Genomic DNA, 19,317 nt, shown 5'->3' with positions numbered 1-19,317 from the left:
TTCATCGGGTCTGCGCCACCGGCGCGATGGTCGCCGCCGGTTTCTTCTTGGTCGCGGCACGTTCGCCAAGAAACAGCACGGAGGTGAAGTTGAACCGACTGAAAATCATCGACAACAGCACCGGCCCGAGCAAGCCACACGTCACGCCGCAGAACACCAGCACGCTTTCGTCTTTCACGCCCAAGCGGCCGAGGATCGAACGCGACGTGGCGGCGAACAAAACGTGAAACAGGAAAATCGCATAGGAGTAACCGCCGAGCCAGGTCAGCGCCTTCGAGCGCATGTCACTCGACAGCAGCGCGATACACGACACGCAGCCCACCGTCAGGCCGATCAGGCTGCGGCGGTCGACGATCAGCTCGCGGTCCACCGACGCCACGTACAGCAGCGTCAGCGAGATCAGCACAAACACCAACGGGCCGATCACCTTGAACGTCTGCTTCAGCTCGCTGACTTTCTCCTGGCCGATCATGCCCGCCACAAAGAACGGCAACAGATAAATCGCCCCGTTGATACCGAATGCGTCCAGCGGAAACGGCGGCAACAGGAACACCGCCGCGGCGAACGCGAACAACAGATACAGGCGTGTTGGCGTGCGCAGCAAACCGCGCCATTCCAGCAGGCCGACGAACATGAAAATGATGAACACCGCCTGCAGGAACCAGAAGTGGTTGATCGGCACATAGAACGACAACAGCGCATCCATCACGCTGACGTCCTTGTTCACGCCCGGCCCGACCGCCTGCAACACCGAGAACGGCACACCCACGCAAAACAGCGGCACGATCAGCCGCCGCACCTTGCCGCTGAAGAACGCGGAAAAGTCATTGCCGCGAATCTTGTAGATGGAATAGATGTAGCCGGAAATGAAGGTGAACAGCGGCATGCGCACGTACACCATCGAATCGGCGATCACCCGGAATGGCGAGCCGATGTCGATTTTCAAACCACCGCCCAACGGCCCGATCACGTGATAGAGCACCAGCAACAGGCACGCCAGGCCACGCAGGGTTTCGATCTCCAGGGACTTTTTCTTGCTCGACATAAAGCACCCGCCTCAATTCAGAATTCTTGATTCAACCTTCACTGGTTTGTTCGCCCGCAGCATCAAACCCAGGCCCACGAACAGCACCGGCACCACCATCGAAAAGTGCCGGGCGAACGAACCGAAGTCCGGTTCGAACAAGCCTTGAACCAGCAGGAACGCCAGCGGAATCGCGATCAGTTCCTTGGGTTTGGTCTGGATCGGCGCGCCCTTGTAATCGGTCGAGGTGATGACTTTGAACAGCAGCAGCGCGGTCATGATCATCAACGCCACGAAGATCACCTGACCCGGCCCGGACAGCAGGATCAGCTCAACGGGGAACGACAACCGAAAGAAAATGATCATCGAGTCCAGGGCCTGCGAGACGAAGTCGCTGCCGCTGAGCCACGAGACGATCAGCGATTTGGAACCCTCTTCGCCCGCCGTGCGCAGTTCGTTGTTGCTGGCGCGAATCGACGACACCGGAAAGCCCAGCGCCAGCTGGATCGCCATCGCAACCGCGAGATAGAACAGGAACAGCATCAGGAAGAACGTGGTGCGCGAGACGTATTTCTTCATCACGCAGACGCCGACCCAGGACAGCGAAAACAGAATCCAGTACGGCCGGATCAGCACGCCGTAGATCACCGCCGAGAGGAAAAATCCGCCGCGATATTTACGCGTCAGCGAGCTGAACAGAATGCTCAGCACCGCCACCGACACGATGATTTCCTTGGTCAGGTTTTCCAGAAAAAACGAACGCACGATGCCCCACAGGCACAGGGTTCCGAAGATGGTCAGCGGCATGCGCCGGAACACCACTACGGGAATCGCCGTGAGGAAAAAGTTGCAGAACATCCCGTAGGCCCAGGCGTTGGTCAGGTTGATCCCGGTGGGCCGCAGCAGGAACGCCGAACACTCGTAGGACGAGCGATCCGGCGAGAACGGGTTCCAGAAATTACAGTTGTCGGCCCGGGCGTAAGACGACCATAAGGTCATCGCATCCGGGCCCGGATCGCGGGGAATCAGCAGCGGCATCGCCACCGACAGAAACAGTCCGGTGAACAGGATCAGGAACGACAGCGAGGAATCGAGTCGGCGGCCGCGAAACTCGATGCACGGCAGTTTCAGGCCCATGACACGACAGCCTTTTTCGCGCGCGTGGCACGAGTCAGCAGCGCAATCACGGCGAGCTGCACGATGATCGCAAAGACGTTACCCCAGGCCGCACCGTAGATCGAATAATGCTTGATCAGCAGGTAACTGACCGGCACTGAAACCAGCAGGCAAATGGCCGCGCTGGCGAGGGACACCCGACTGTTTTTCGAGGCGATCAACCCGCCCCAGACGATGTCACCAATGGCGCGCAGGGCGAAGGAGAAAATCAGCACGCCGAGGATGCCGTTGTCCGGACGCGGAACGCTGGTGGCGACGTAATCGAGCACCACGTTGAAGAACAGATAAATGCCCACCGCGACCGCCGCCGACACCACCAGCGAACGTGCGACCCATTTGTTCACGAACAACTGCCGGACCGTGAACGGTTGCTGATCGGCCTGATAGCGCTTGGCAAGCAGCGGAATGCCAACCACCGCCACCACCGCGTAAGACAGCGCCTGCAAGGTGTTGGCTGCCGACCACGCATACACGTATTTACCGAGGCTGGCGTAGGGCTCGAGATCGATGATCAGAAAGCGTTCGGCGTACTGACTTAGCGCGATCAGGCCAGTGCCGAGGTAAAACGGCAACCCGGCTTTCCACACGGCCGCCGTCGCCAGCGTCCCCTCTTCCCGCCCGCGATGAACATTCACCACAATCAGGTAACCGGCGACGATCACCAGCACGTTGGCGATGACCCACAGCCACAGCACGCTGGCGATTCCAGACACCCAGCCGAGCGCCATTCCGCCCACGGCCAGCAGCGCCCAGAGCCCGGTCTTGATGAAGAACAGCAGTGCACCCGCCGTGGCTTTCTGCGCGGAAAACACGAACGAGTTGATCTCGAACGACAGGTGTTCGGTGAGCAGTACCAGCGTCACGCAAGCGATCAGCGCGGTGGTCGCCTCCACCGACTGGAACAGTGAATAAATCACCACCGTCAGCACCGACAACGCCAGCCCCACGGCCAGGTACAGCAGCAGCACCTTGTTCACGACCCGGCGCGAACTGCCGCCCACGCTGATCAGCCGGTTGATCTCGGAACTGAAACCGACGCTGTAGAACTTCGACGCGATCAACGACGCCGCGACCACCACGCCGTAAAAACCCAGCGCCTCGTAACCGAGGTAATGGGTGATGGCGAGCACCAGCAAGAACTTCGCGCCCAGTGCCCCGCCCCGCAGCAACAGCCGGAATATCATCGAATGACGCCCTTGATGATGTCGTCCATGGCCACGGTTTTCGCCTCGATCTCGCGGCAGGTGTCGGTCAGGCGTTTGCCGAAATTCGACAGCGCGTCAGGCGCGTAAACCGTGTCGATGATGGTGTCGACATTGATGTCGCCGCCGTTGATGACCCAGTCCTCGACGCCCATGTCCTGATAGGCGCCGAAGCCTTTGCGTTCGTAGCTGATGTGGTACGCCGGCACGCCCGAGAGCAGCGATTCGATCGCGCCGTGCAGGCGTACGGAAATCACTAGGTCCGGTTGGTATTTGGCCAGCGTTGCCTTCAACGGCAGCAGGTCTTCGGTGATGCCCAGTTCGCGATAGAACGCGCCGTCGTCGTTACCGCGCACGGCGCTCTGTACGGCGCAGACCACTTTACTTTTGTTCTTCAAACGCTGCAGCAGCACCTTCAGGTTGGCCACGTAGGCGAGCTTCTTTTCCTTGCTCCATGCCGGTGGTTTGCGCAGTACCACGCACACCGTGGCCGGCGTCGAGGCGCAGCGGGTGAATTTGGGTTGCTGAAGGATCTTGCCGGCCAGGGCCTGCACCGCTAGGTCCGGTGCGCGGTAGACATTTTCACAGGCATCGAACAGCGCGGAGGAACGGTTATCGCGCACGAACACCGCGTCGGCGCTGGCGTAATGTCCGACGATCTTGTCGCTGTCGCCGTGGAACGGCCCGATGCTTTGCGGCAGGTACACCGACGGCACTTTGCTGAGGATCGCGGTTTCCAGCTGCTTGGCGTGGCCGAGTTTCAGCTTGATGTGCTCGAAGGCACTTTTCGAGCGCATATAGCCGCCGCCGACGCCGACGATCAGATCGGTTTTCTTCAACAGATCCGCCAGCCCCGCGTAGGACTGGTTGAGGAACACCGCTTCTTTGACTCGGCCCAGGCCCTTGGCCGCCATCACCGGCGCGTCGAAGCGCGGGTGCGGCAGGTATTTGAAAGAGTCCGGATCGGAAGCCACGACACTGATCGCAGTGTCTTCACCAAAGTTGCGCTGCACCAGCGCAATGGCCAGATCGACCAGCAGACCATCGCCGGAGTTGGAGGCACTGTAGCCATGCAAAATCGTTACGTTCATGAGCGGAGTTCTACTTAATAAGAGGGAGCGGAATACACGTCGTAGGTCTGGCGGATCATCAACGCGGCGCTGAAACGCTCGCGGACGATGCGCCGACCTTCGATGCCGAGGGCCGACAACGCAGGCTTCTGGATTTTCTTCAGCCGATCGGCCAACGCCTGGTGATCACCGGCGGGGAACACGTAACCGGACACGCCATGGGTGACCAGTTCGGGCAACGACGTGCAGTCGCTGGCGATCACCGGAAGGCCCAGCGCCATGCCTTCCAGCGGCACCATGGCAAAGCCTTCCCAGCGACTCGGCACGATCAGCGCATCGGCTTTCTGATACAGCGCGTGCACCTCGGTTGGCGTCACCCAGGGCAGGTATTCCACCCCTTCCAGCGGCGGACATTCGACGACGTCCTCGTTCACCGCACTGCCCACCACCGTCAGTTTCAGGTCGCTGCGTTTTGCTTCGCTGTAAGCCTTGAGCAATACGTCGAAGCCTTTCTGGTAGTCGAGGCGACCGACAAACAGCAGATGAATCGGTGCCGGATCAACGATCTTGCGTTCGTCATCCTTGTGATCGATGCCGTTGTAGATGAGCGTCATGCGCTTGCGTTCGATGCCAAACTTTGCGGCCTTGTCCAGTTCGAACTGGCTGACGCAGATGATCGTGTCCGTGACCTTCTGCAGCACCCGCTCGATCCCCGCATAGACTTTCTGCTTGATCGGCGAGCTTTCCATCAGGAACGAAAACGCATGGGGGCAGTAGACGATTTTCGGCTTGCGCCACGGCCGCAGGAGCACGCACACGCAGCGGCCGATCACCCCGGAAAAGGTGCTGTGCAAATGCACGACATCGGGTTTTTCCTTGAGCAGGACCCGCGCCAGTTGCCAGGCAAAGCGCAGCAGCGACGGCACGTTCCGCCCGCTTCGGGCGAAGGTGCGGATCTGCTGTGCATCGATGCCGTGCAGTTCTTTCTTCTGGTCGAGCGGGACCAGATACACCAGCTCATAGCGCCCGTCTTCCGGAGCCGCCGAAATCGTGCGGATGACCGTCGCCACCCCACCTTTGATCGTTTCCGCCACGTGCAGTATTTTTTTCACAACCCACCCACTTTCATGCCTGTAAGGACCGTCGCTGAAATTCAGGACTGGTCGGACGCGTATTCGTAGTTGTAATAGCTGCCGTTGCCGTAATAGCTGGCCGCACGCTTCTCGACGCCGTTGAACACCGCGCCCTTCAACTCGATACCGTTCTGGGCGAAACGACGGATCGTCATTTCGATTTCCTTGGCCGGGTTCACCCCGAACCGCGCGACGATCAGGCTGATGCCGGCTTCGCGACCGACAATCGCCGCATCGGTCACCGCCAGCAGCGGTGGCGTGTCGATGATCACCACGTCATAGCGCTCGCTGAGTTGCGCCAGCAGTTCGCGGAAATTGGCGTGCATCAACAGCTCGGAAGGGTTCGGTGGAACCTGGCCACGGCTGATGAAGTGCAGGTTGTCGACTTCGACCTTGTTGATCGCCTGATCGAGGGTGCAGCGCTTGACCAGCAGATCCGACAAGCCGTTGGTGATCGGCGTGTTCAAGGTCTTGTGCAGATGCCCCTTGCGCATGTCGGCATCGATCAGCACCACGCGCTGCCCGCTCTGCGCCATGACCGCCGCAAGGTTGGAAGAGACAAAGGTCTTGCCGACCTGCGGGCTCGGGCCGGAAATCATGATGCGGTTGTTGGTCGAATCCAGCGCCGCGAAGTGCAGGCAGGTGCGCAGGCTGCGGATCGATTCGATGGACAGGTCCGTCGGGTTGCGCAGGGCCAGCAGATACGCCGGTGTATCTGCCGCGACTTTGGCCCGGACTTTTTTGCTGTCCTCTTCCTGTTGCAGGGCGCTGTAGGGAATCGACGCGTAGACCGGCAAGCCGAGCTGTTCGATCGCTTCCGGCCCTTCCAGGCCCTTGCTCAGGGATTTGCGCAACAGCACCAGTGCCACGCCGACGAAGGCGCCGAGGAAAGTGGCGATCAGCACAATCAGGGCTTTTTTCGGTTTGACCGGACTGGTCAGGTCGACATCGGCCGTATCCACCAGACGCACGTTACCCACGGCACCGGCGCGGATGATGTCGAGCTCCTGGGATTTGTTCAGCAACTGGGTGTAGATCTGCGAGGCGACTTCGACGTCGCGGGTCAGGTTGAGCAATTCCTGCTGCGTGGCCGGCAGGTCCTGAACCTTGCCTTCCAGCGAGCGCTGTTGCTGGGTCAGTTCACCGATCTGGGTCATCAGCGCGCGATAGGCCGGATGCTGCTTGGTGAACTTGCGGTCCATCTCCGCCTGTTGCAGTTTCAGCTCGGAAATCCGCGTTTCGAGCGCCACGGACTGGCCGAGCACCGATTGGGTTTCCAGCGAGATGTTCACGGTCTTGCCGTGGGTCTGGTAGGCGTTGAGCGCATCGCTGGCCTTGGCCAGATCACGCTTGACCTGCGGCAACTGACTTTGCAGGAAGGCCAGGCTCTGCGCGGCTTCGGCAGAGGTACGGCGTACGTTCTGATCCACGTACAGCGAAGCGATCTTGTTGAGGATTTTCACCGCTTCGGCGGCGTCGCTGCTGGCCAGAGCCAAACGGATGATCCCCGATTCCTTGCCTTGCTCGGAGATGTCCAGTGCGTCCTGATAACCCTGAATGGTCACGATTCGTGGGTAGCGCACCACTTCGAAACGGGTCCCGGGGTTGGCCAACAGTTGCGCGACCTGCCCTTCCACGCCGTCCTGCGCGAAGGCTTCGCCCGCCACGCCGTCGACCAGCAGGTTGTCGTTGTCGTCCAACAGCTGAAAGCGATGCTGCTCGCCGGCGATCAGGGTGAGTTTCTTGCCCAGCAGTTCCTTGGGCAGATTGAGCTTGGCAAACTCAAGGCGTTCACCGCCCCAGGCGTAGCTGCTCAGGCCGAAACGCGGCGGTGCGACGCTGAGTTCGGTCTCGCCGCGATAGCGCCGGGAAAGAAAGCCGCCGATCAACGGAAAGGTGTTGGGGGTAACGTCGATATCCAGGCGCAGATCGTCGACCGTCTTGCCGATCACCGCGCGGGATTTGATGATGCCGATTTCGGTCACCGACGGCGATTGCCCGCCGAGCATGCTGTTGAGGTCGGAAAAACCGAGCATGTCGTTCTTTTTCGGTTCGACCTGCACCAGCGCGTTGGCCAGATACACCGGCGTGGCCAAGATCGCATAGGCCACACCGGTCATCATGAACGCGCCGGTGAACGCACCGATCAACCATTTCTGATCGATCAGGCTGCCGAAGATGCCGAGAAGATCAATACTGTCTTGATCGTTGTCGCGGGTGCCGATTACTGACGGTAACTGCATAAGTCTTTCTTACCATTCACTGAACTGAAGAATATTCATCAACGCGCCAGGCGTTGCGCCCATGAGCTAACAGCATCTTCAATCAATGCATGGGCATGAATAAAAGCGGCTTGCCCCTGACGATACGGGTCCTGTATTTCTCGTTCGCTCTGCCACTTGCCCAGCAGAAACACTTTGCCCCTGGCGTGAGAGGCAATCTTCAGTACTTGATTAACATGTTGTTTTTCCATGACCAGAATCAGGTCTGATTCATTGACGATGTCCGCTGTCAGTTGCCGCGCCTTGAACCCTTCGGCACTGTGCCCATGGTCTTCCAGCACTTGGCGCGCATTCGTCTCGACGCCTTCACCGACCCGTGCAGACAGGCCTGCGGAGGTCACGCTGATCGCCGAAGGTGTCAGTGCATTGCGCAACAGAAGTTCCGCTGTCGGACTTCGGCAGATATTGCCTACGCAAACGACAAGAATCTTTTTGAACAAGGTTTACTTTCCCGTGTAATGTCAATCGGCCAACATGCCTTGCACATTCGAATGAACCCGCAAGACCTTCCTTCACTCGGAAATAGATTCACCCGTTAATACCGGTGCATTAAGTACCACGGCCTCTAAAAGTCCCCCAACCAGAATTACCGGACTAAAAATAACTGTGATTTTCGGGCGAACGTTTTCCGACAAAAAATAACATTCGTGCACTTCGCGCCCTCTTCGTCATCGAAATACAGGCAACGAGATAACTATTGGCTAGATGTCATTCTCATCAGGAGAGCAGACATGAAATCAGCACATCTCAAACATCTTGGTGCCGCCGCCCTGTTGATGCTCAGTGCTACCGCGCAGGTTCACGCCAGCGCGTTGTTCCCGTCACTTCCCGCCCGAACCATCGGCGTTCAGGTCAAGATCCAGAACTTCACCCCGGCCGACGCCGAGCAGATCAAAGCGGCCGGATTCAGCTTTGTGCGCTTCGGCGTGTGGAGCGACAGCCTCGGCGCCAAGGCCTATCAGAAACAGATCAGCGATGCGTTCGCGGCGGCTCGCTCCGCTGGCTTGCCGGTCTTGATGACCGTGCGCGCCACCAAACCGTTGACCGGTGACCTGACAACCGCCGGTGAAGCGTTCGCCAACGCGGTGACCGGGCTTGAGCAAGCCTGGAGCACACAACTGGTGGGGATCGAAATCTGGAACGAGCCGGATCTCGACACCTACTGGCCCACCGGAGACTTCAAAAACACCTTCGTGCCGTTCATGACGGCCATGTGCAAGACGCTGCAAGGCAAGCCGCAATCGACGCCCCTGGTGGGATTCGGTTTCGCCCGCCCGCCGACGGCCGGCTCTGCCTCGACCGTGGCACTCAACAGCATCCTCGGCACTTATCCGCAGTGCCTGGATGCCATTTCCTATCACCCTTACGGCATGACCGCGACGCAGATCAGCAACGCGCAGACCTTCATCCAGCAAAACTTCCATCTGCCGGGCGTTATCAGTGAATGGGGCATCTCGGCGCTCGCCTCCAATGGCGGGCCGGAAGGGCAAGCCAGTAAAATCTCTGCGTTCATTGCCGATGTTAAAAAACTCAACATCCCGCTGACGTCGATTTACGAATGGAAGAACAGCGAGTCGGGCAGCAACGACCGGGAGAAGAATTTCGGCCTGCTGACCTCCGACGGGCAGTCGAAACCGGCACAAACGGCGGCCTCGACCCAGCTCAACGCCGAATAGGCGCTGCGCAACGGGTCGGTTGCTTTGAACCTGTGGTCCTTTTTGGCATCGTATTGATCGATAACGCGCCCCGCCTTTCAAACAGCCGTTTTCAGGTTGTTGTCAGCGGGGCGCTCGATACGCCGACATGCCCTTGAGTGGCTGCCGACGCTCGGGTAATGTCACCAGACCCATAGGACAGAGCACGCTCATGACTTCCAAGCTGGAACAACTCAAACAGTTCACCACCGTCGTGGCCGACACCGGCGACTTCGAAGCGATTGCCCGGGTCAAACCGGTCGACGCCACCACCAACCCGTCCCTGCTGCTCAAGGCAGCCGCGATTCCGGCCTACGCCGAACTGCTGAACGCCAGCGTGCGCGACTGCAAGGGCGATGTCGGCCTGGCCAGCGACCGTTTCGGCGTCGCGGTCGGTCAGGAAATCCTCAAGGTCATTCCGGGCCGCATTTCCACCGAAGTGGATGCGCGCCTGTCGTTCGACAAGGACGCGATGCTCAAGCGTGCCCATCGCCTGATCGAGCTATACGACAAGGCCGGCGTCGGCCGTGACCGCGTGCTGATCAAGATCGCCTCGACCTGGGAAGGCATCCGTGCTGCCGAGATCCTGGAAAAGGAAGGCATCCAGACCAACCTGACTCTGCTGTTCTCCTTCGCTCAGGCCGCGGCCTGCGCCGATGCCGGCGTGTTCCTGATCTCGCCGTTCGTGGGCCGCATCTACGACTGGTACAAGAAGGCCAACGGCAACGACTACACCGGTGCCGACGATCCGGGCGTGCAGTCCGTGACGCGCATCTACAACTACTACAAGGCCAATGACTACAAGACCGTGGTCATGGGCGCGAGCTTCCGCAACCTCAACCAGATCGAGCAACTGGCCGGCTGCGACCGCCTGACCATCAGCCCGGACCTGATCGAGAAACTGGCAGCCGACACCGGCAAGCTGGAACGCAAACTCGCTCCGGGCCATGCCGGCGAAGCGCGCCTGAGCCTCAACGAAGCGCAATTCCGCTGGTTGTCCAACGAAGACGCGATGGCCACCGAGAAACTGGCCGAAGGCATCCGTCAGTTTGCCCGCGACCAGGAAAAACTCGAGGCGCTGCTGCAAGCCAAGCTGTAATCGGCCGAGCGCAAACGCAAAAAGGGCGAACCCTCACAGGTTCGCCCTTTTTTGTGCCTCGCGGTCTGGCTGATCAGTGCCGTTCGAGGGCATTCACCAGGTCATGGAAGGCTTCGCGGTTGGAGTCGTTCAGGCCCATGAGAATCTTGTGCGCTTCGAGCACCTTGATCCGCACCACCTCTTCCGACTGATCCTGATCCGGCAGGTCATCGAGGCATTCCGGGCACGGCACGGGATGGTTGACGATATTGAACACCTGCTCGAAACCCATCGATTGCAGCAGACGGGTGATGTCCTCGTGGGTGGTGACCACGGTCGGCAGCAGGCCGACCTTCTGCCGCGACAGGATCGACAGCTTGGCCAGCAGGCCCAGGGTGGTGCTGTCGATGCTGCGGGTTTCGGTCAAATCGATCACGATCGCGTTGAAATTCAGCGCGGTGAAGATTTTTTCAATAGTCGCATCCAACGCCGAACACAGGGTCAGGCGAACTTCACCGACGAACTTCAGGACGAAGGTGCCGTCCTGCTCGGCGAACTGGATTCTACCGGTACTCATTAAAGATTCCTGCTCAACACCAACAGGGCGATATCATCCGGCATCTCCCCTAGCGTGGCCAATCCAAAAACCTGCCGCAGACCATCCAGGCTGCCGCCCGCCGACTTGACCCGTTCGGGCAAGGCGGCTTCTTTTTCTTTGAGTGTGGGTTCTGGCAAAAGATCCAGAATGCCATCAGACATCAGCGTCAGGCTGAACGTCGGTGGCAGCTCGAGCACGTGGTCTTCGTAGGTGGCTTCGTTGAAAAGCCCCACGGGCAGACCGCGCCCCTCGAGGTAGCGAACACTGTCAGGCGTGTACAACACAGGCAACGGCAGATGGCCGCCGATGCTATAGGTCAACAAACCGGTCTCCTCGTCGATGACTCCACCGACCATTGTGACGTGTTTACCCAGCTTACAACTGATCAGCCCCCGGTTGATATGACCGAGGACTTCCGAAGGCTTGAATTCCGGCAGCGTGCCGTTGCGCTTGGATTCGAACAGCAAGCGCGTGGTCATGAACTTCAGCAGCACGGTGACGAACGCTGAAGAAGCGCCATGACCCGATACATCCGCCAGGTAGAACGCCACCCGGCGCTCGTCGACCCGGAAGTAGTCGACAAAATCACCCGACAGGTACAGCGACGGGATGATCTGGTGCGCAAACCTGAATTCGTCGATGGCCCACGGACTTTCCGGCAGCATGTTCATCTGCACCTGGCGACCGGCGTTCTGGTCTTCCTGGAGCAGGTTCAGGCTGGCTTCGAGTTCGCGGTTGGCCTTTTCCAGTTTCTCGCGGTAGCGCTGGTTTTCCAGCAGCAGACGCGCACGATCCAGGGCCCGGCGCACGGAGTGCTCGAGCACGGCCAGATCTTCGAGAGGCTTGATCAGGTAATCCGCCGCGCCCAGGCGCAGGGCCTCGACCGCGTCGTTCATCACGCCGGCGCCCGAGACCACGATCACCGGTGTCTGCGGTGACCGCTCAGTGACCTGACGGATGAGTTCGAGACCGCCCATCTGCGGCATGCGCAGATCGCAGATGACCAAGTCGGGCGTGTCTTGCTCGAATACCTGAAGACCCTGCTGGCCGTTACTGGCCTGCAAGACGCTGAAACCACTGTCTTCCAAATAGGCCGCGAGGCTCGCGCGCACTACTTCGTCATCATCGATTATCAGCAGCGTGGCACTGGTTTTTGGCATGTGGGCAAACGGCGCCAGAATTAGGTTGGCGTAGCAGGCGGGGCAACGGCCCGGCGCAGACTACTGGATTCGCTTTCTAGCCTCTCTGCTGCACCGCTTCGGAGCGTTTGCCCCGCACACGGTTGCACCAGAGGTGCCCTTCTAAGGCGCAGACGGTACTCCCATCCTTCGAGCGTTTCAAGCATGCGCCGATGGTCGCTTGGAGACTTTGTTTGTCAAATCACTCGCAGTTATAAGAACGGCTTCAACCGTAACCCAATCATTGGACGCGCCCACAAAAAAGGCGACCTCGCGGTCGCCCTTTTCTGCCGATCAATCGAGATCAGAAATCGTCTTCAACCTGCCCGTCCTTGACCTTGAACTCGCGGTTCTGCAGGTAGGCGTTGCGGATGAAGGTGTACTTGTCGCCGCTGATCAGCTTCTCGCTCGACAGCAGGCTGGCGCGGGTGTCGACGATGTTCAGGCCGAAAATCGAGTTACGCACCGGCACATCGTTGATGTAGCGGTACGGGCCGGTGTAGCTGTCGACGTACTTGGACGGCGCGTCGCGCAAGGTGCTCGGCCCCATCAGCGGCAACATCACGTAAGGACCGCTGCCAACACCCCAGTAGCCGAGGGTCTGGCCGAAGTCTTCGTCGCTGCGGTTCAGGCCCATTTTGGTGCCGACGTCGAAGAAACCGAGCAGGCCGAAAGTGGTGTTGAAGATCAGGCGCGCGGTGTCGACGCCAGCGGCAGCGGGCTTGGCCTGAAGAATGTTGTTCGCCAGGTTAGTGACATCACCGACGTTGCGGAACATGTTGTGGATGCCGTCTTCCAGGAATTGCGGAGTAACAAATTCGTAGCCCTGCGCCAGAGGCTTCAGCGCATAGGTGTCGACGAAATCGTTGAACTGGAAGATCGGACGGTTGACGCTTTCCCAAGGGTCTTCTTCCGTTGCGGCCTGAGCGGCGAACGGCACCAGCATCACGCTGGCACATACACAAAGCTGAGCAAGAGGATGGCTCCAGCGCATAGAAAACTCCTTGGATAGTACGGACGCAGCACCTGGGCCGCGACGATAAGTGCGTCAGTATAAGACGGAAACGCCGCTTTAGGCAGTTCCCCGGTGAATCCCTCTGTAGGACGCTTCGTCATTGGCCTGTCATGCAACTGTCACCGATGTTGCCTAGCCTGATCGCTATTTCAGGGACGTTTTCCATGCCTCAAGCCGAAGCCTTGCCCCTCGCGGCACCGACGCTGACCGCCGTGCTGTTCGGACTCAGCGGCTGTCTGGTGGACTTCGGCGCCCGCGCCCGTCATCACACCAGCGTCGGCCCGGAACACGCCGACGTCACACCCGGCGCCCTCGACAGCCTGCGCAGCCTGCAGCGCCAACAAATCCCCTGTGCCTGGCTCGATGAGCTGTCCGCGGCCTGCACTCAGGTACTGTCATCGGCGCTGCCTGACTGGATCAAACCGTCGCAACATTCGGCAACAATCAATCCGTGGCCGGCGCCCAATGCCTGCTGGCAAGCGTTGATGGGCTTGAATGTCGATCGCCTCGACGGTTGCGTGCTGGTCAGCGGCGAACCGCGCTTGCTGCAATCGGGCCTCAATGCCGGGTTGTGGACCATTGGCCTGGCGTCCTGCGGCTCACTGTGCGGCCTGGCGCCCAGCGAATGGCAGGCCCTGAGCCAGAAGGAGCGTGAACAACTGCGCGGCAAGGCGACCGTGCAACTGTTCGGCCTGGGCGTGCACTCGGTGATCGATCATCTGGGCGAGCTCGACACTTGTCTGGCGGACATCAGCCTGCGTCGCCTCAAAGGCGAAAAGCCCTGACCGGGATCATGCAGGTTGGCCAAGAGTGGATTAGTCTTAAGGAGAGCCATAGACCTTTGGCGCACGGCTGCGGTCTATGCCAGTGCCTCTCGATAAAAGGAAACAACCATGCCCGCTCAAGAACTGCAAAAACAGCTCAATGCCCTGCGCGAGCAACTGGATCAGACTCCGCCGCTCACCGAAGAAGAGCGCGAACATCTGCACGACCTGATGGCGCAGATCGAATCCGAGATAAAACTGGAACAGTCCACTCAGGAAAACAGTATCGCCGATGGTGTGAACCTGGCGGTCGAACGCTTTGAACTCGAGCACCCAACCATCGCCGGTACTTTGCGCAACATTGCTACTACCCTGCACAGCATGGGCATCTGAAACCCGCGAATGCAAAAAAGCCCTGCCATCACTGGCAGGGCTTTTTCATGTCCACGAGGCGGGTTACTGACGAACCAGACGGTGGTTCGGCAGTTGCACGCTTTCAGTGCTGCGGTACGGGTTGATGTCCAGCCCGCCCCGGCGCACATAACGCGCGAACACCGTGAGTTTTTCCGGTTTCAGCAGGCGCTGCAGGTCGAGGAAGATCCGCTCCACGCATTGCTCGTGGAAGTCCGAGTGCTGGCGGAAGCTGACGATGTATTCCAGCAGGCTGGCGTGATCCAGCGCCGCGCCACGGTATTCCACCACCACGCTGCCCCAGTCGGGCTGACTGGTCACCGGGCAGTTGGATTTGAGCAGATGACTGTGCACGCTCTCCTGCACCACGCGCGAATCGTCGCAGCGCAGCAGTTCAGGACGCGGATGCTCGTAGTTGCTGACGCTGATGTCCAGATCGTCGATGCACACACCCGGCAACGCTACAACGCCCTCGGCTTCGACGTCTTTCAGGCTGCGAACCCGCACGCCCACCGGCTTGCCGGCAGCAGCGGACAAGTCCTTGACCAGCGTCGCTTCCAGGCTCGCGATGTCGGCGAACGGCGTCTGGTTCAGCGAGTTCAGGTACAGCTTGAACGACTTGGATTCGATGATGTTCGGCGAATCCGCCGGAATGCTGAATTCACCGATCGCCACCACTGGTTTGCCCGACGGCAGCAGCCACGACAGCTCGAAGCAGTTCCAGAAATCCACGCCTTTATACGGCAGGGTTTCGGCGGTCAGGCCCAGCTCGGCCCATTTCGCGGTGCGCGGAATCGGGAACAGCAGGGACGGCGTGTACGTGGCGATGTATTCGCTGGATTTGCCCAGCGGCGAATGTTCGGCTGCGGGATGCATGGCGGAAACCTGACTGAAGAATCAGGGGATTCTACCAGCCTTTGCTCCCGCCTTTGAGTGCTTACTGACTGACAGTCAGTTTGCCGACCATTCCGGCCTGGTAATGCCCGGGAATATTGCAGGCAAATTCCAGGTTCACCGCTTTGCTGAAGGTCCAGGTCAGCTCGGCGGTCTTGCCCGGTTCCACCAGCACGCTGTTGGGGTCGTCATGCTTCATGCCATGCCCCATCGAGCCGTGATCCATGCCCGCCATGTCGTGGGACATTTCCTTCATGCCGGTCGGCGTCAGCATGCCGCTTTGCTGCATCTGCAACATTTCCTGCTGATGTTTTGCATGCATCGCTGCGTCGCCGAGGTTGAATTCGTGCAGCAACTGGCCTTTATTCACCAGCACAAAACGAACGGTCTCACCGGCCTTGATCTCGATCGCCTTCGGATCGAAGCTCATGTCGCCCATCACCACTTCGATGCTGCGGGTGGCCTTGGCCGCCGGGGCCGGCTGGCCGAAGTCATAGGTGTGCGCCGGCGATGCCCACAGCGGCGAACTCAGCGCCAGCAGACACGCGGCAAGGGCCAGACGGTTACGCAAAAACATAGTCGTACTCCAACAAATCAAGGTTCAGCCTGTGGGAAACTCTAGCCCGCCTGCGCTGGCAGCGACCTGACAGGCAGATTACAACTTTGTCAGGTTGGCGCTCACCGCGTTTGCCCACGGTATAACGTCCTCGTTCCCGCAACCCGAGTCGCCCATGAAACTGCTGATCGTCGAAGACCAACCCAAAACCGGCCAGTACTTGCGCCAGGGCCTGACCGAGGCCGGCTTCAACACCGAACTGGTGGCTGACGGCACCACCGGCCAGCAATTGGCGTTGAGCGGCGACTATGCGCTGCTGATCCTCGACGTAATGCTGCCCGGTCGCAATGGCTGGCAGATCCTGCAAGCGGTGCGCAGCGCCGGTCTGGAAACGCCGATCCTGTTTTTGACCGCCAAGGACACCGTTGAAGATCGGGTTCACGGCCTCGAACTGGGCGCCGACGATTATCTGGTCAAACCGTTCGCCTTCTCCGAATTGCTGGCGCGGGTGCGCAGCCTGTTGCGCCGCGGCAGTTCCACGCCTCAGGAAACCAGTCTGCGCCTGGCCGATCTTAGCCTGGACCTCATTCGCCGCCGGGTCGAACGCAGCGGCCAACGCATCGACCTCACCGCCAAGGAGTTCGCCCTGCTGGAAATGCTCCTGCGCCGCCAGGGCGAAGTGCTGCCCAAATCGCTGATTGCCTCGCAGGTCTGGGACATGAACTTCGACAGTGACACCAACGTCATCGAAGTGGCGATTCGTCGACTGCGCCTGAAGATCGATGACGACTTCCCCCACAAGCTGATTCACACCGTACGTGGCATGGGTTACGTCCTTGAAGAGCGTGCCGACTGATGCGCCGACTGTCCTTGAGCAGTCGGCTCGCGCTGTTGTTCGCCGGCTGCACCGCAGTGGTTTCGCTGGTCGCCGGGGTCGTTTTCAATCGGGCCAGCGAGGGTCACTTCATCGAGCTCGACCAGCAACTGCTCGAAGGAAAACTGCTCAGCGTACGTCAGACACTGCTGAGTGGTAGCGACGCAGCACACATCACCGATGAGTTGAGCCAACAGGGCGATGTCTCGCTGCGCATCAGCAGCCCTGAGGGGCAGCGCTGGTTAGGTCGCTCGTTGCATGCCCCGGCAAACCTGCCGCAGCAACCCGGTCTGGCCACCATCAACGACAACGGTACGGACTATCGTCTGCTCAACGCCGCGCTTGAACCGGAAAAACCGGATTCCCCGCAATTGACCTTGCTGCTGGACATCACCCACCACCAGCACTTCCTGCAACGCATGCAGCATCTGATCTGGCTGACCGTCGGCCTGTCGGCGCTGGCTACCGCGCTGCTCGGCGCCTGGGCTGCCCGCAGCGGTCTTCGCCCGTTACGCCGCATGAGTGCGGTGGCCCGTGGGATTTCGGCGCAATCGCTGAATGCCCGACTGCCGGAATCCCGGATGCCCGCAGAACTCGCGGAATTGGCCCACAGCTTCAACGCCATGCTCGGACGCCTCGATGACTCTTTTCAGCGACTGTCAGCGTTCTCCGCCGACATCGCCCATGAACTGCGCACCCCATTGTCGAACCTGCTGACCCACACCCAGGTCACTCTCACCCGCCCTCGCCCCCTCGAAGACTATCGCGAAGCGCTGCACAGCAACCTCGAAGAGCTGCAATGGATGGCGCAGTTGGTGAACGACATGCTTTACCTGGCCAAGGCCGACCATGGTTTGCTGGTGCCCAAGCGTGAACCGCTGGAGCTGGCGGAAGAAGCCGATGCGTTGCTGGAGTTTTTTGCGCCGCTGGCCGAAGACGCTCAGGTCAGCCTGAGTCGTGAGGGTGCGGGGCAGTTTGCGGGTGATCGCGCGATGTTGCGTCGGGCGCTGTCGAATCTGCTGGATAACGCGCTGCGCTTTACCCCTGCTAACGGCGAAGTGCGGGTGCGGGTGGCCGATCAGGCGAAATCCTTGAGGGTGAATGTGGAGAACAGTGGCGAGGGGATTTCTGCCGAGTTGTTGCCGCGCTTGTTCGACCGCTTCTACCGGGCGGATCCGGCGCGACAGGAAGGCAGCAGCGAACATGCGGGATTGGGACTGGCAATTACTCAGTCGATCATCCGGGCCCATGGCGGGCAGATTCATTGCGAATCGGCTCAGGGCTGGACGCGGTTTGTGATTGAGTTGCCGAAAAACGATTGAGGCCGGCAATGCCGGCCTCAATGAGGGAACTTACGAATAGCGCAACGCGTGCGCCGGTTCGATCTTCGCCGCTCGCCAGGCCGGGTAAACCGTGGCCAGGAAGCTGAGGATGAAGCCCGCCGAGCAGATCAGCAGCACGTCGCCGCCCTGCAACTCCGATGGCAGGTTGCTGACGAAGTACACATCCGAACTGAAGATGTGCTGCCCGGTCACGCGCTCGACCCAGCCCACCATCTCACTGACGTTCAGCGCGGCAATCACGCCCAGTACGCCACCGATGATGGTACCGACGATACCGATCACCGTGCCCTGCACCATGAAGATCGCCATGATCTGTCGTGGCGTGGCGCCGATGGTGCGCAGGATCGCGATGTCCGCGCCCTTGTCGTTCACCACCATGATCAGGGTCGCGATGATGTTGAACGCCGCCACCGCGACGATCATCAGCAGCAACAAGCCGATCATGGTTTTTTCCATCTTCATCGCACTGAACAGGCTGCCTTGGGTGTGAGTCCAGTCATCAGCCTTGAAATCGGCGCCGAGGCCGGTGGCAATGTCCGACGAAACCTTCGGTGCGGCGTACAGATCCTTCACCGCCAGACGCACGCTCTGCACCTGATTCGGTTCCCAGTGCTGCATGGTCGCGGCGTCGGAGACGTGGATCAGGCCCATGGAACCGTCGAGTTCGGCACCGACCTTGAACACGCCGACCACGTTCAGCCGCTGCATGCGCGGGGTGATGCCGCCCGGTGCGGTGCTGACTTCCGGCACGATCAGGGTGATCTTGTCGCCGACATTGAGACGGAAACGCCGGGCAGTGATTTCACCGAGCACTACGCCGAATTCGCCAGGCTTCAAGGCATCGAGACGGCCCTGAACAATGTGCTGGGCAACGATCGATACCTTGCCTTCCTGGGCCGGATCGACGCCGCTGATCTGGATCGGCTGCATCATGCCCTTGTAGGACAGCATGCCTTCCATCTCGGTGAACGGCACGGCAGCCGTCACTTCCGGGTTCTTCATCGCGGCGGCAGCCACTGGCTGGC

At 60.0% G+C, this 19,317-nt stretch carries 19 protein-coding genes; 6 read left to right on the top strand and 13 right to left on the bottom strand.

The features are described from left to right. Nucleotide 1: 1 nt before the first annotated feature. The 7 genes from PMI24_RS05150 to PMI24_RS05120 are packed head-to-tail and all read right to left on the bottom strand — an operon-like array spanning nt 2 to nt 8,327. Nucleotides 2-1,045 carry an acyltransferase family protein gene (locus PMI24_RS05150; protein ID WP_007951625.1) on the bottom strand — a complete coding sequence of 348 codons (1,044 nt, stop codon included), beginning with the start codon at nt 1,043-1,045 and terminating at the stop codon, nt 2-4. Nucleotides 1,046-1,057: 12 nt separating this feature from the next. Beyond that, entirely contained in the window at nt 1,058-2,161 is a 1,104-nt protein-coding gene (locus PMI24_RS05145; protein WP_007951624.1) for a hypothetical protein, read from the bottom strand. After that, nucleotides 2,152-3,384, bottom strand: coding sequence for a polysaccharide biosynthesis C-terminal domain-containing protein (locus tag PMI24_RS05140; protein ID WP_007951623.1), 1,233 nt, complete (start codon nt 3,382-3,384; stop codon nt 2,152-2,154). The genes PMI24_RS05145 and PMI24_RS05140 overlap by 10 nt, the downstream gene beginning before the upstream one ends. Continuing rightward, nucleotides 3,381-4,493, bottom strand: a complete 1,113-nt coding sequence (locus tag PMI24_RS05135; RefSeq protein ID WP_007951622.1) for a polysaccharide pyruvyl transferase family protein — start codon at nt 4,491-4,493, stop codon at nt 3,381-3,383. Before PMI24_RS05135 ends, PMI24_RS05140 begins: the two co-directional genes overlap by 4 nt. Nucleotides 4,494-4,507: 14 nt before the next feature. Beyond that, nucleotides 4,508-5,584 (bottom strand): glycosyltransferase, encoded by a 1,077-nt coding sequence (locus tag PMI24_RS05130; protein WP_007951620.1) that lies wholly within the window; start codon nt 5,582-5,584, stop codon nt 4,508-4,510. Between the two features lie 41 nt (nt 5,585-5,625). Then, nucleotides 5,626-7,848: a polysaccharide biosynthesis tyrosine autokinase gene (locus PMI24_RS05125; protein ID WP_007951619.1), complete on the bottom strand. Its 2,223-nt coding sequence runs from the start codon at nt 7,846-7,848 to the stop codon at nt 5,626-5,628. A gap of 38 nt (nt 7,849-7,886) precedes the next feature. After that, nucleotides 7,887-8,327 carry a low molecular weight protein-tyrosine-phosphatase gene (locus tag PMI24_RS05120; RefSeq protein WP_045121663.1) on the bottom strand — a complete coding sequence of 147 codons (441 nt, stop codon included), beginning with the start codon at nt 8,325-8,327 and terminating at the stop codon, nt 7,887-7,889. A gap of 291 nt (nt 8,328-8,618) precedes the next feature. Here PMI24_RS05120 and PMI24_RS05115 point away from each other — a divergent pair, with 291 nt between their 5' ends. Both PMI24_RS05115 and tal read left to right on the top strand, forming a co-directional pair. Beyond that, a complete protein-coding gene (locus tag PMI24_RS05115; protein WP_007951617.1) occupies nt 8,619-9,563 on the top strand; it encodes a hypothetical protein in 945 nt (314 codons plus the stop codon). Nucleotides 9,564-9,753: 190 nt separating this feature from the next. Then, a complete protein-coding gene (gene tal, locus PMI24_RS05110; RefSeq protein WP_007951616.1) occupies nt 9,754-10,680 on the top strand; it encodes a transaldolase in 927 nt (308 codons plus the stop codon). A 73-nt stretch (nt 10,681-10,753) separates the two neighbouring features. On the opposite strand, the gene rssC is transcribed toward tal, so the two are convergent. The 3 genes from rssC to PMI24_RS05095 all read right to left on the bottom strand — a co-directional run bounded on the left by rssC (nt 10,754) and on the right by PMI24_RS05095 (nt 13,429). After that, nucleotides 10,754-11,236, bottom strand: coding sequence for an anti-sigma factor antagonist RssC (gene rssC, locus PMI24_RS05105; RefSeq protein ID WP_003226553.1), 483 nt, complete (start codon nt 11,234-11,236; stop codon nt 10,754-10,756). Beyond that, on the bottom strand, nt 11,236-12,417 hold the full coding sequence (rssB, locus tag PMI24_RS05100; RefSeq protein WP_007951615.1) for a two-component system response regulator RssB: 1,182 nt from the start codon (nt 12,415-12,417) through the stop codon (nt 11,236-11,238). Before rssB ends, rssC begins: the two co-directional genes overlap by 1 nt. A gap of 322 nt (nt 12,418-12,739) precedes the next feature. Continuing rightward, on the bottom strand, nt 12,740-13,429 hold the full coding sequence (locus PMI24_RS05095; RefSeq protein ID WP_007951614.1) for an MlaA family lipoprotein: 690 nt from the start codon (nt 13,427-13,429) through the stop codon (nt 12,740-12,742). 185 nt (nt 13,430-13,614) lie between these two features. Here PMI24_RS05095 and PMI24_RS05090 point away from each other — a divergent pair, with 185 nt between their 5' ends. Continuing rightward, on the top strand, nt 13,615-14,235 hold the full coding sequence (locus tag PMI24_RS05090; RefSeq protein WP_007951612.1) for a hypothetical protein: 621 nt from the start codon (nt 13,615-13,617) through the stop codon (nt 14,233-14,235). A gap of 108 nt (nt 14,236-14,343) precedes the next feature. After that, on the top strand, nt 14,344-14,607 hold the full coding sequence (locus tag PMI24_RS05085) for a DUF4404 family protein (RefSeq protein WP_007951611.1): 264 nt from the start codon (nt 14,344-14,346) through the stop codon (nt 14,605-14,607). A 63-nt stretch (nt 14,608-14,670) separates the two neighbouring features. Here the strand turns inward: PMI24_RS05085 and queF are convergent, their stop codons facing one another. Continuing rightward, nucleotides 14,671-15,501, bottom strand: a complete 831-nt coding sequence (gene queF / locus PMI24_RS05080; RefSeq protein WP_007951610.1) for an NADPH-dependent 7-cyano-7-deazaguanine reductase QueF — start codon at nt 15,499-15,501, stop codon at nt 14,671-14,673. Nucleotides 15,502-15,562: 61 nt separating this feature from the next. Then, nucleotides 15,563-16,096, bottom strand: a complete 534-nt coding sequence (gene copI / locus PMI24_RS05075; protein ID WP_007951609.1) for a copper-resistant cuproprotein CopI — start codon at nt 16,094-16,096, stop codon at nt 15,563-15,565. A 154-nt stretch (nt 16,097-16,250) separates the two neighbouring features. Here copI and PMI24_RS05070 point away from each other — a divergent pair, with 154 nt between their 5' ends. Both PMI24_RS05070 and PMI24_RS05065 read left to right on the top strand, forming a co-directional pair. Next, nucleotides 16,251-16,931, top strand: a complete 681-nt coding sequence (locus PMI24_RS05070) for a heavy metal response regulator transcription factor (RefSeq protein WP_007951608.1) — start codon at nt 16,251-16,253, stop codon at nt 16,929-16,931. Next, a complete protein-coding gene (locus PMI24_RS05065; protein WP_007951607.1) occupies nt 16,931-18,271 on the top strand; it encodes a heavy metal sensor histidine kinase in 1,341 nt (446 codons plus the stop codon). Before PMI24_RS05070 ends, PMI24_RS05065 begins: the two co-directional genes overlap by 1 nt. 30 nt (nt 18,272-18,301) lie before the next feature. On the opposite strand, the gene PMI24_RS05060 is transcribed toward PMI24_RS05065, so the two are convergent. Next, nucleotides 18,302-19,317, bottom strand: a 1,016-nt coding sequence (locus tag PMI24_RS05060) for a lipoprotein-releasing ABC transporter permease subunit (RefSeq protein WP_007951606.1), incomplete at its 5' end; no start/stop codon positions are given.

Source organism: Pseudomonas sp. GM25 (genome assembly GCF_000282255.1).
GTDB lineage: Bacteria > Pseudomonadota > Gammaproteobacteria > Pseudomonadales > Pseudomonadaceae > Aquipseudomonas > Aquipseudomonas aphyarum.
This window is presented reverse-complemented; position numbering and strand designations above follow the sequence as displayed.

Coding starts and splice junctions, on each gene's coding strand:
- PMI24_RS05150 (WP_007951625.1), bottom strand. CDS start 1,045: ATGTCGAGCAAGAAAAAGTCCCTGGAGATCGAAACCCTGCGTGGCCTG.
- PMI24_RS05145 (WP_007951624.1), bottom strand. CDS start 2,161: ATGGGCCTGAAACTGCCGTGCATCGAGTTTCGCGGCCGCCGACTCGAT.
- PMI24_RS05140 (WP_007951623.1), bottom strand. CDS start 3,384: ATGATATTCCGGCTGTTGCTGCGGGGCGGGGCACTGGGCGCGAAGTTC.
- PMI24_RS05135 (WP_007951622.1), bottom strand. CDS start 4,493: ATGAACGTAACGATTTTGCATGGCTACAGTGCCTCCAACTCCGGCGAT.
- PMI24_RS05125 (WP_007951619.1), bottom strand. CDS start 7,848: ATGCAGTTACCGTCAGTAATCGGCACCCGCGACAACGATCAAGACAGT.
- PMI24_RS05115 (WP_007951617.1), top strand. CDS start 8,619: ATGAAATCAGCACATCTCAAACATCTTGGTGCCGCCGCCCTGTTGATG.
- tal (WP_007951616.1), top strand. CDS start 9,754: ATGACTTCCAAGCTGGAACAACTCAAACAGTTCACCACCGTCGTGGCC.
- rssC (WP_003226553.1), bottom strand. CDS start 11,236: ATGAGTACCGGTAGAATCCAGTTCGCCGAGCAGGACGGCACCTTCGTC.
- rssB (WP_007951615.1), bottom strand. CDS start 12,417: ATGCCAAAAACCAGTGCCACGCTGCTGATAATCGATGATGACGAAGTA.
- PMI24_RS05095 (WP_007951614.1), bottom strand. CDS start 13,429: ATGCGCTGGAGCCATCCTCTTGCTCAGCTTTGTGTATGTGCCAGCGTG.
- PMI24_RS05090 (WP_007951612.1), top strand. CDS start 13,615: ATGCCTCAAGCCGAAGCCTTGCCCCTCGCGGCACCGACGCTGACCGCC.
- PMI24_RS05085 (WP_007951611.1), top strand. CDS start 14,344: ATGCCCGCTCAAGAACTGCAAAAACAGCTCAATGCCCTGCGCGAGCAA.
- queF (WP_007951610.1), bottom strand. CDS start 15,501: ATGCATCCCGCAGCCGAACATTCGCCGCTGGGCAAATCCAGCGAATAC.
- copI (WP_007951609.1), bottom strand. CDS start 16,096: ATGTTTTTGCGTAACCGTCTGGCCCTTGCCGCGTGTCTGCTGGCGCTG.
- PMI24_RS05070 (WP_007951608.1), top strand. CDS start 16,251: ATGAAACTGCTGATCGTCGAAGACCAACCCAAAACCGGCCAGTACTTG.
- PMI24_RS05065 (WP_007951607.1), top strand. CDS start 16,931: ATGCGCCGACTGTCCTTGAGCAGTCGGCTCGCGCTGTTGTTCGCCGGC.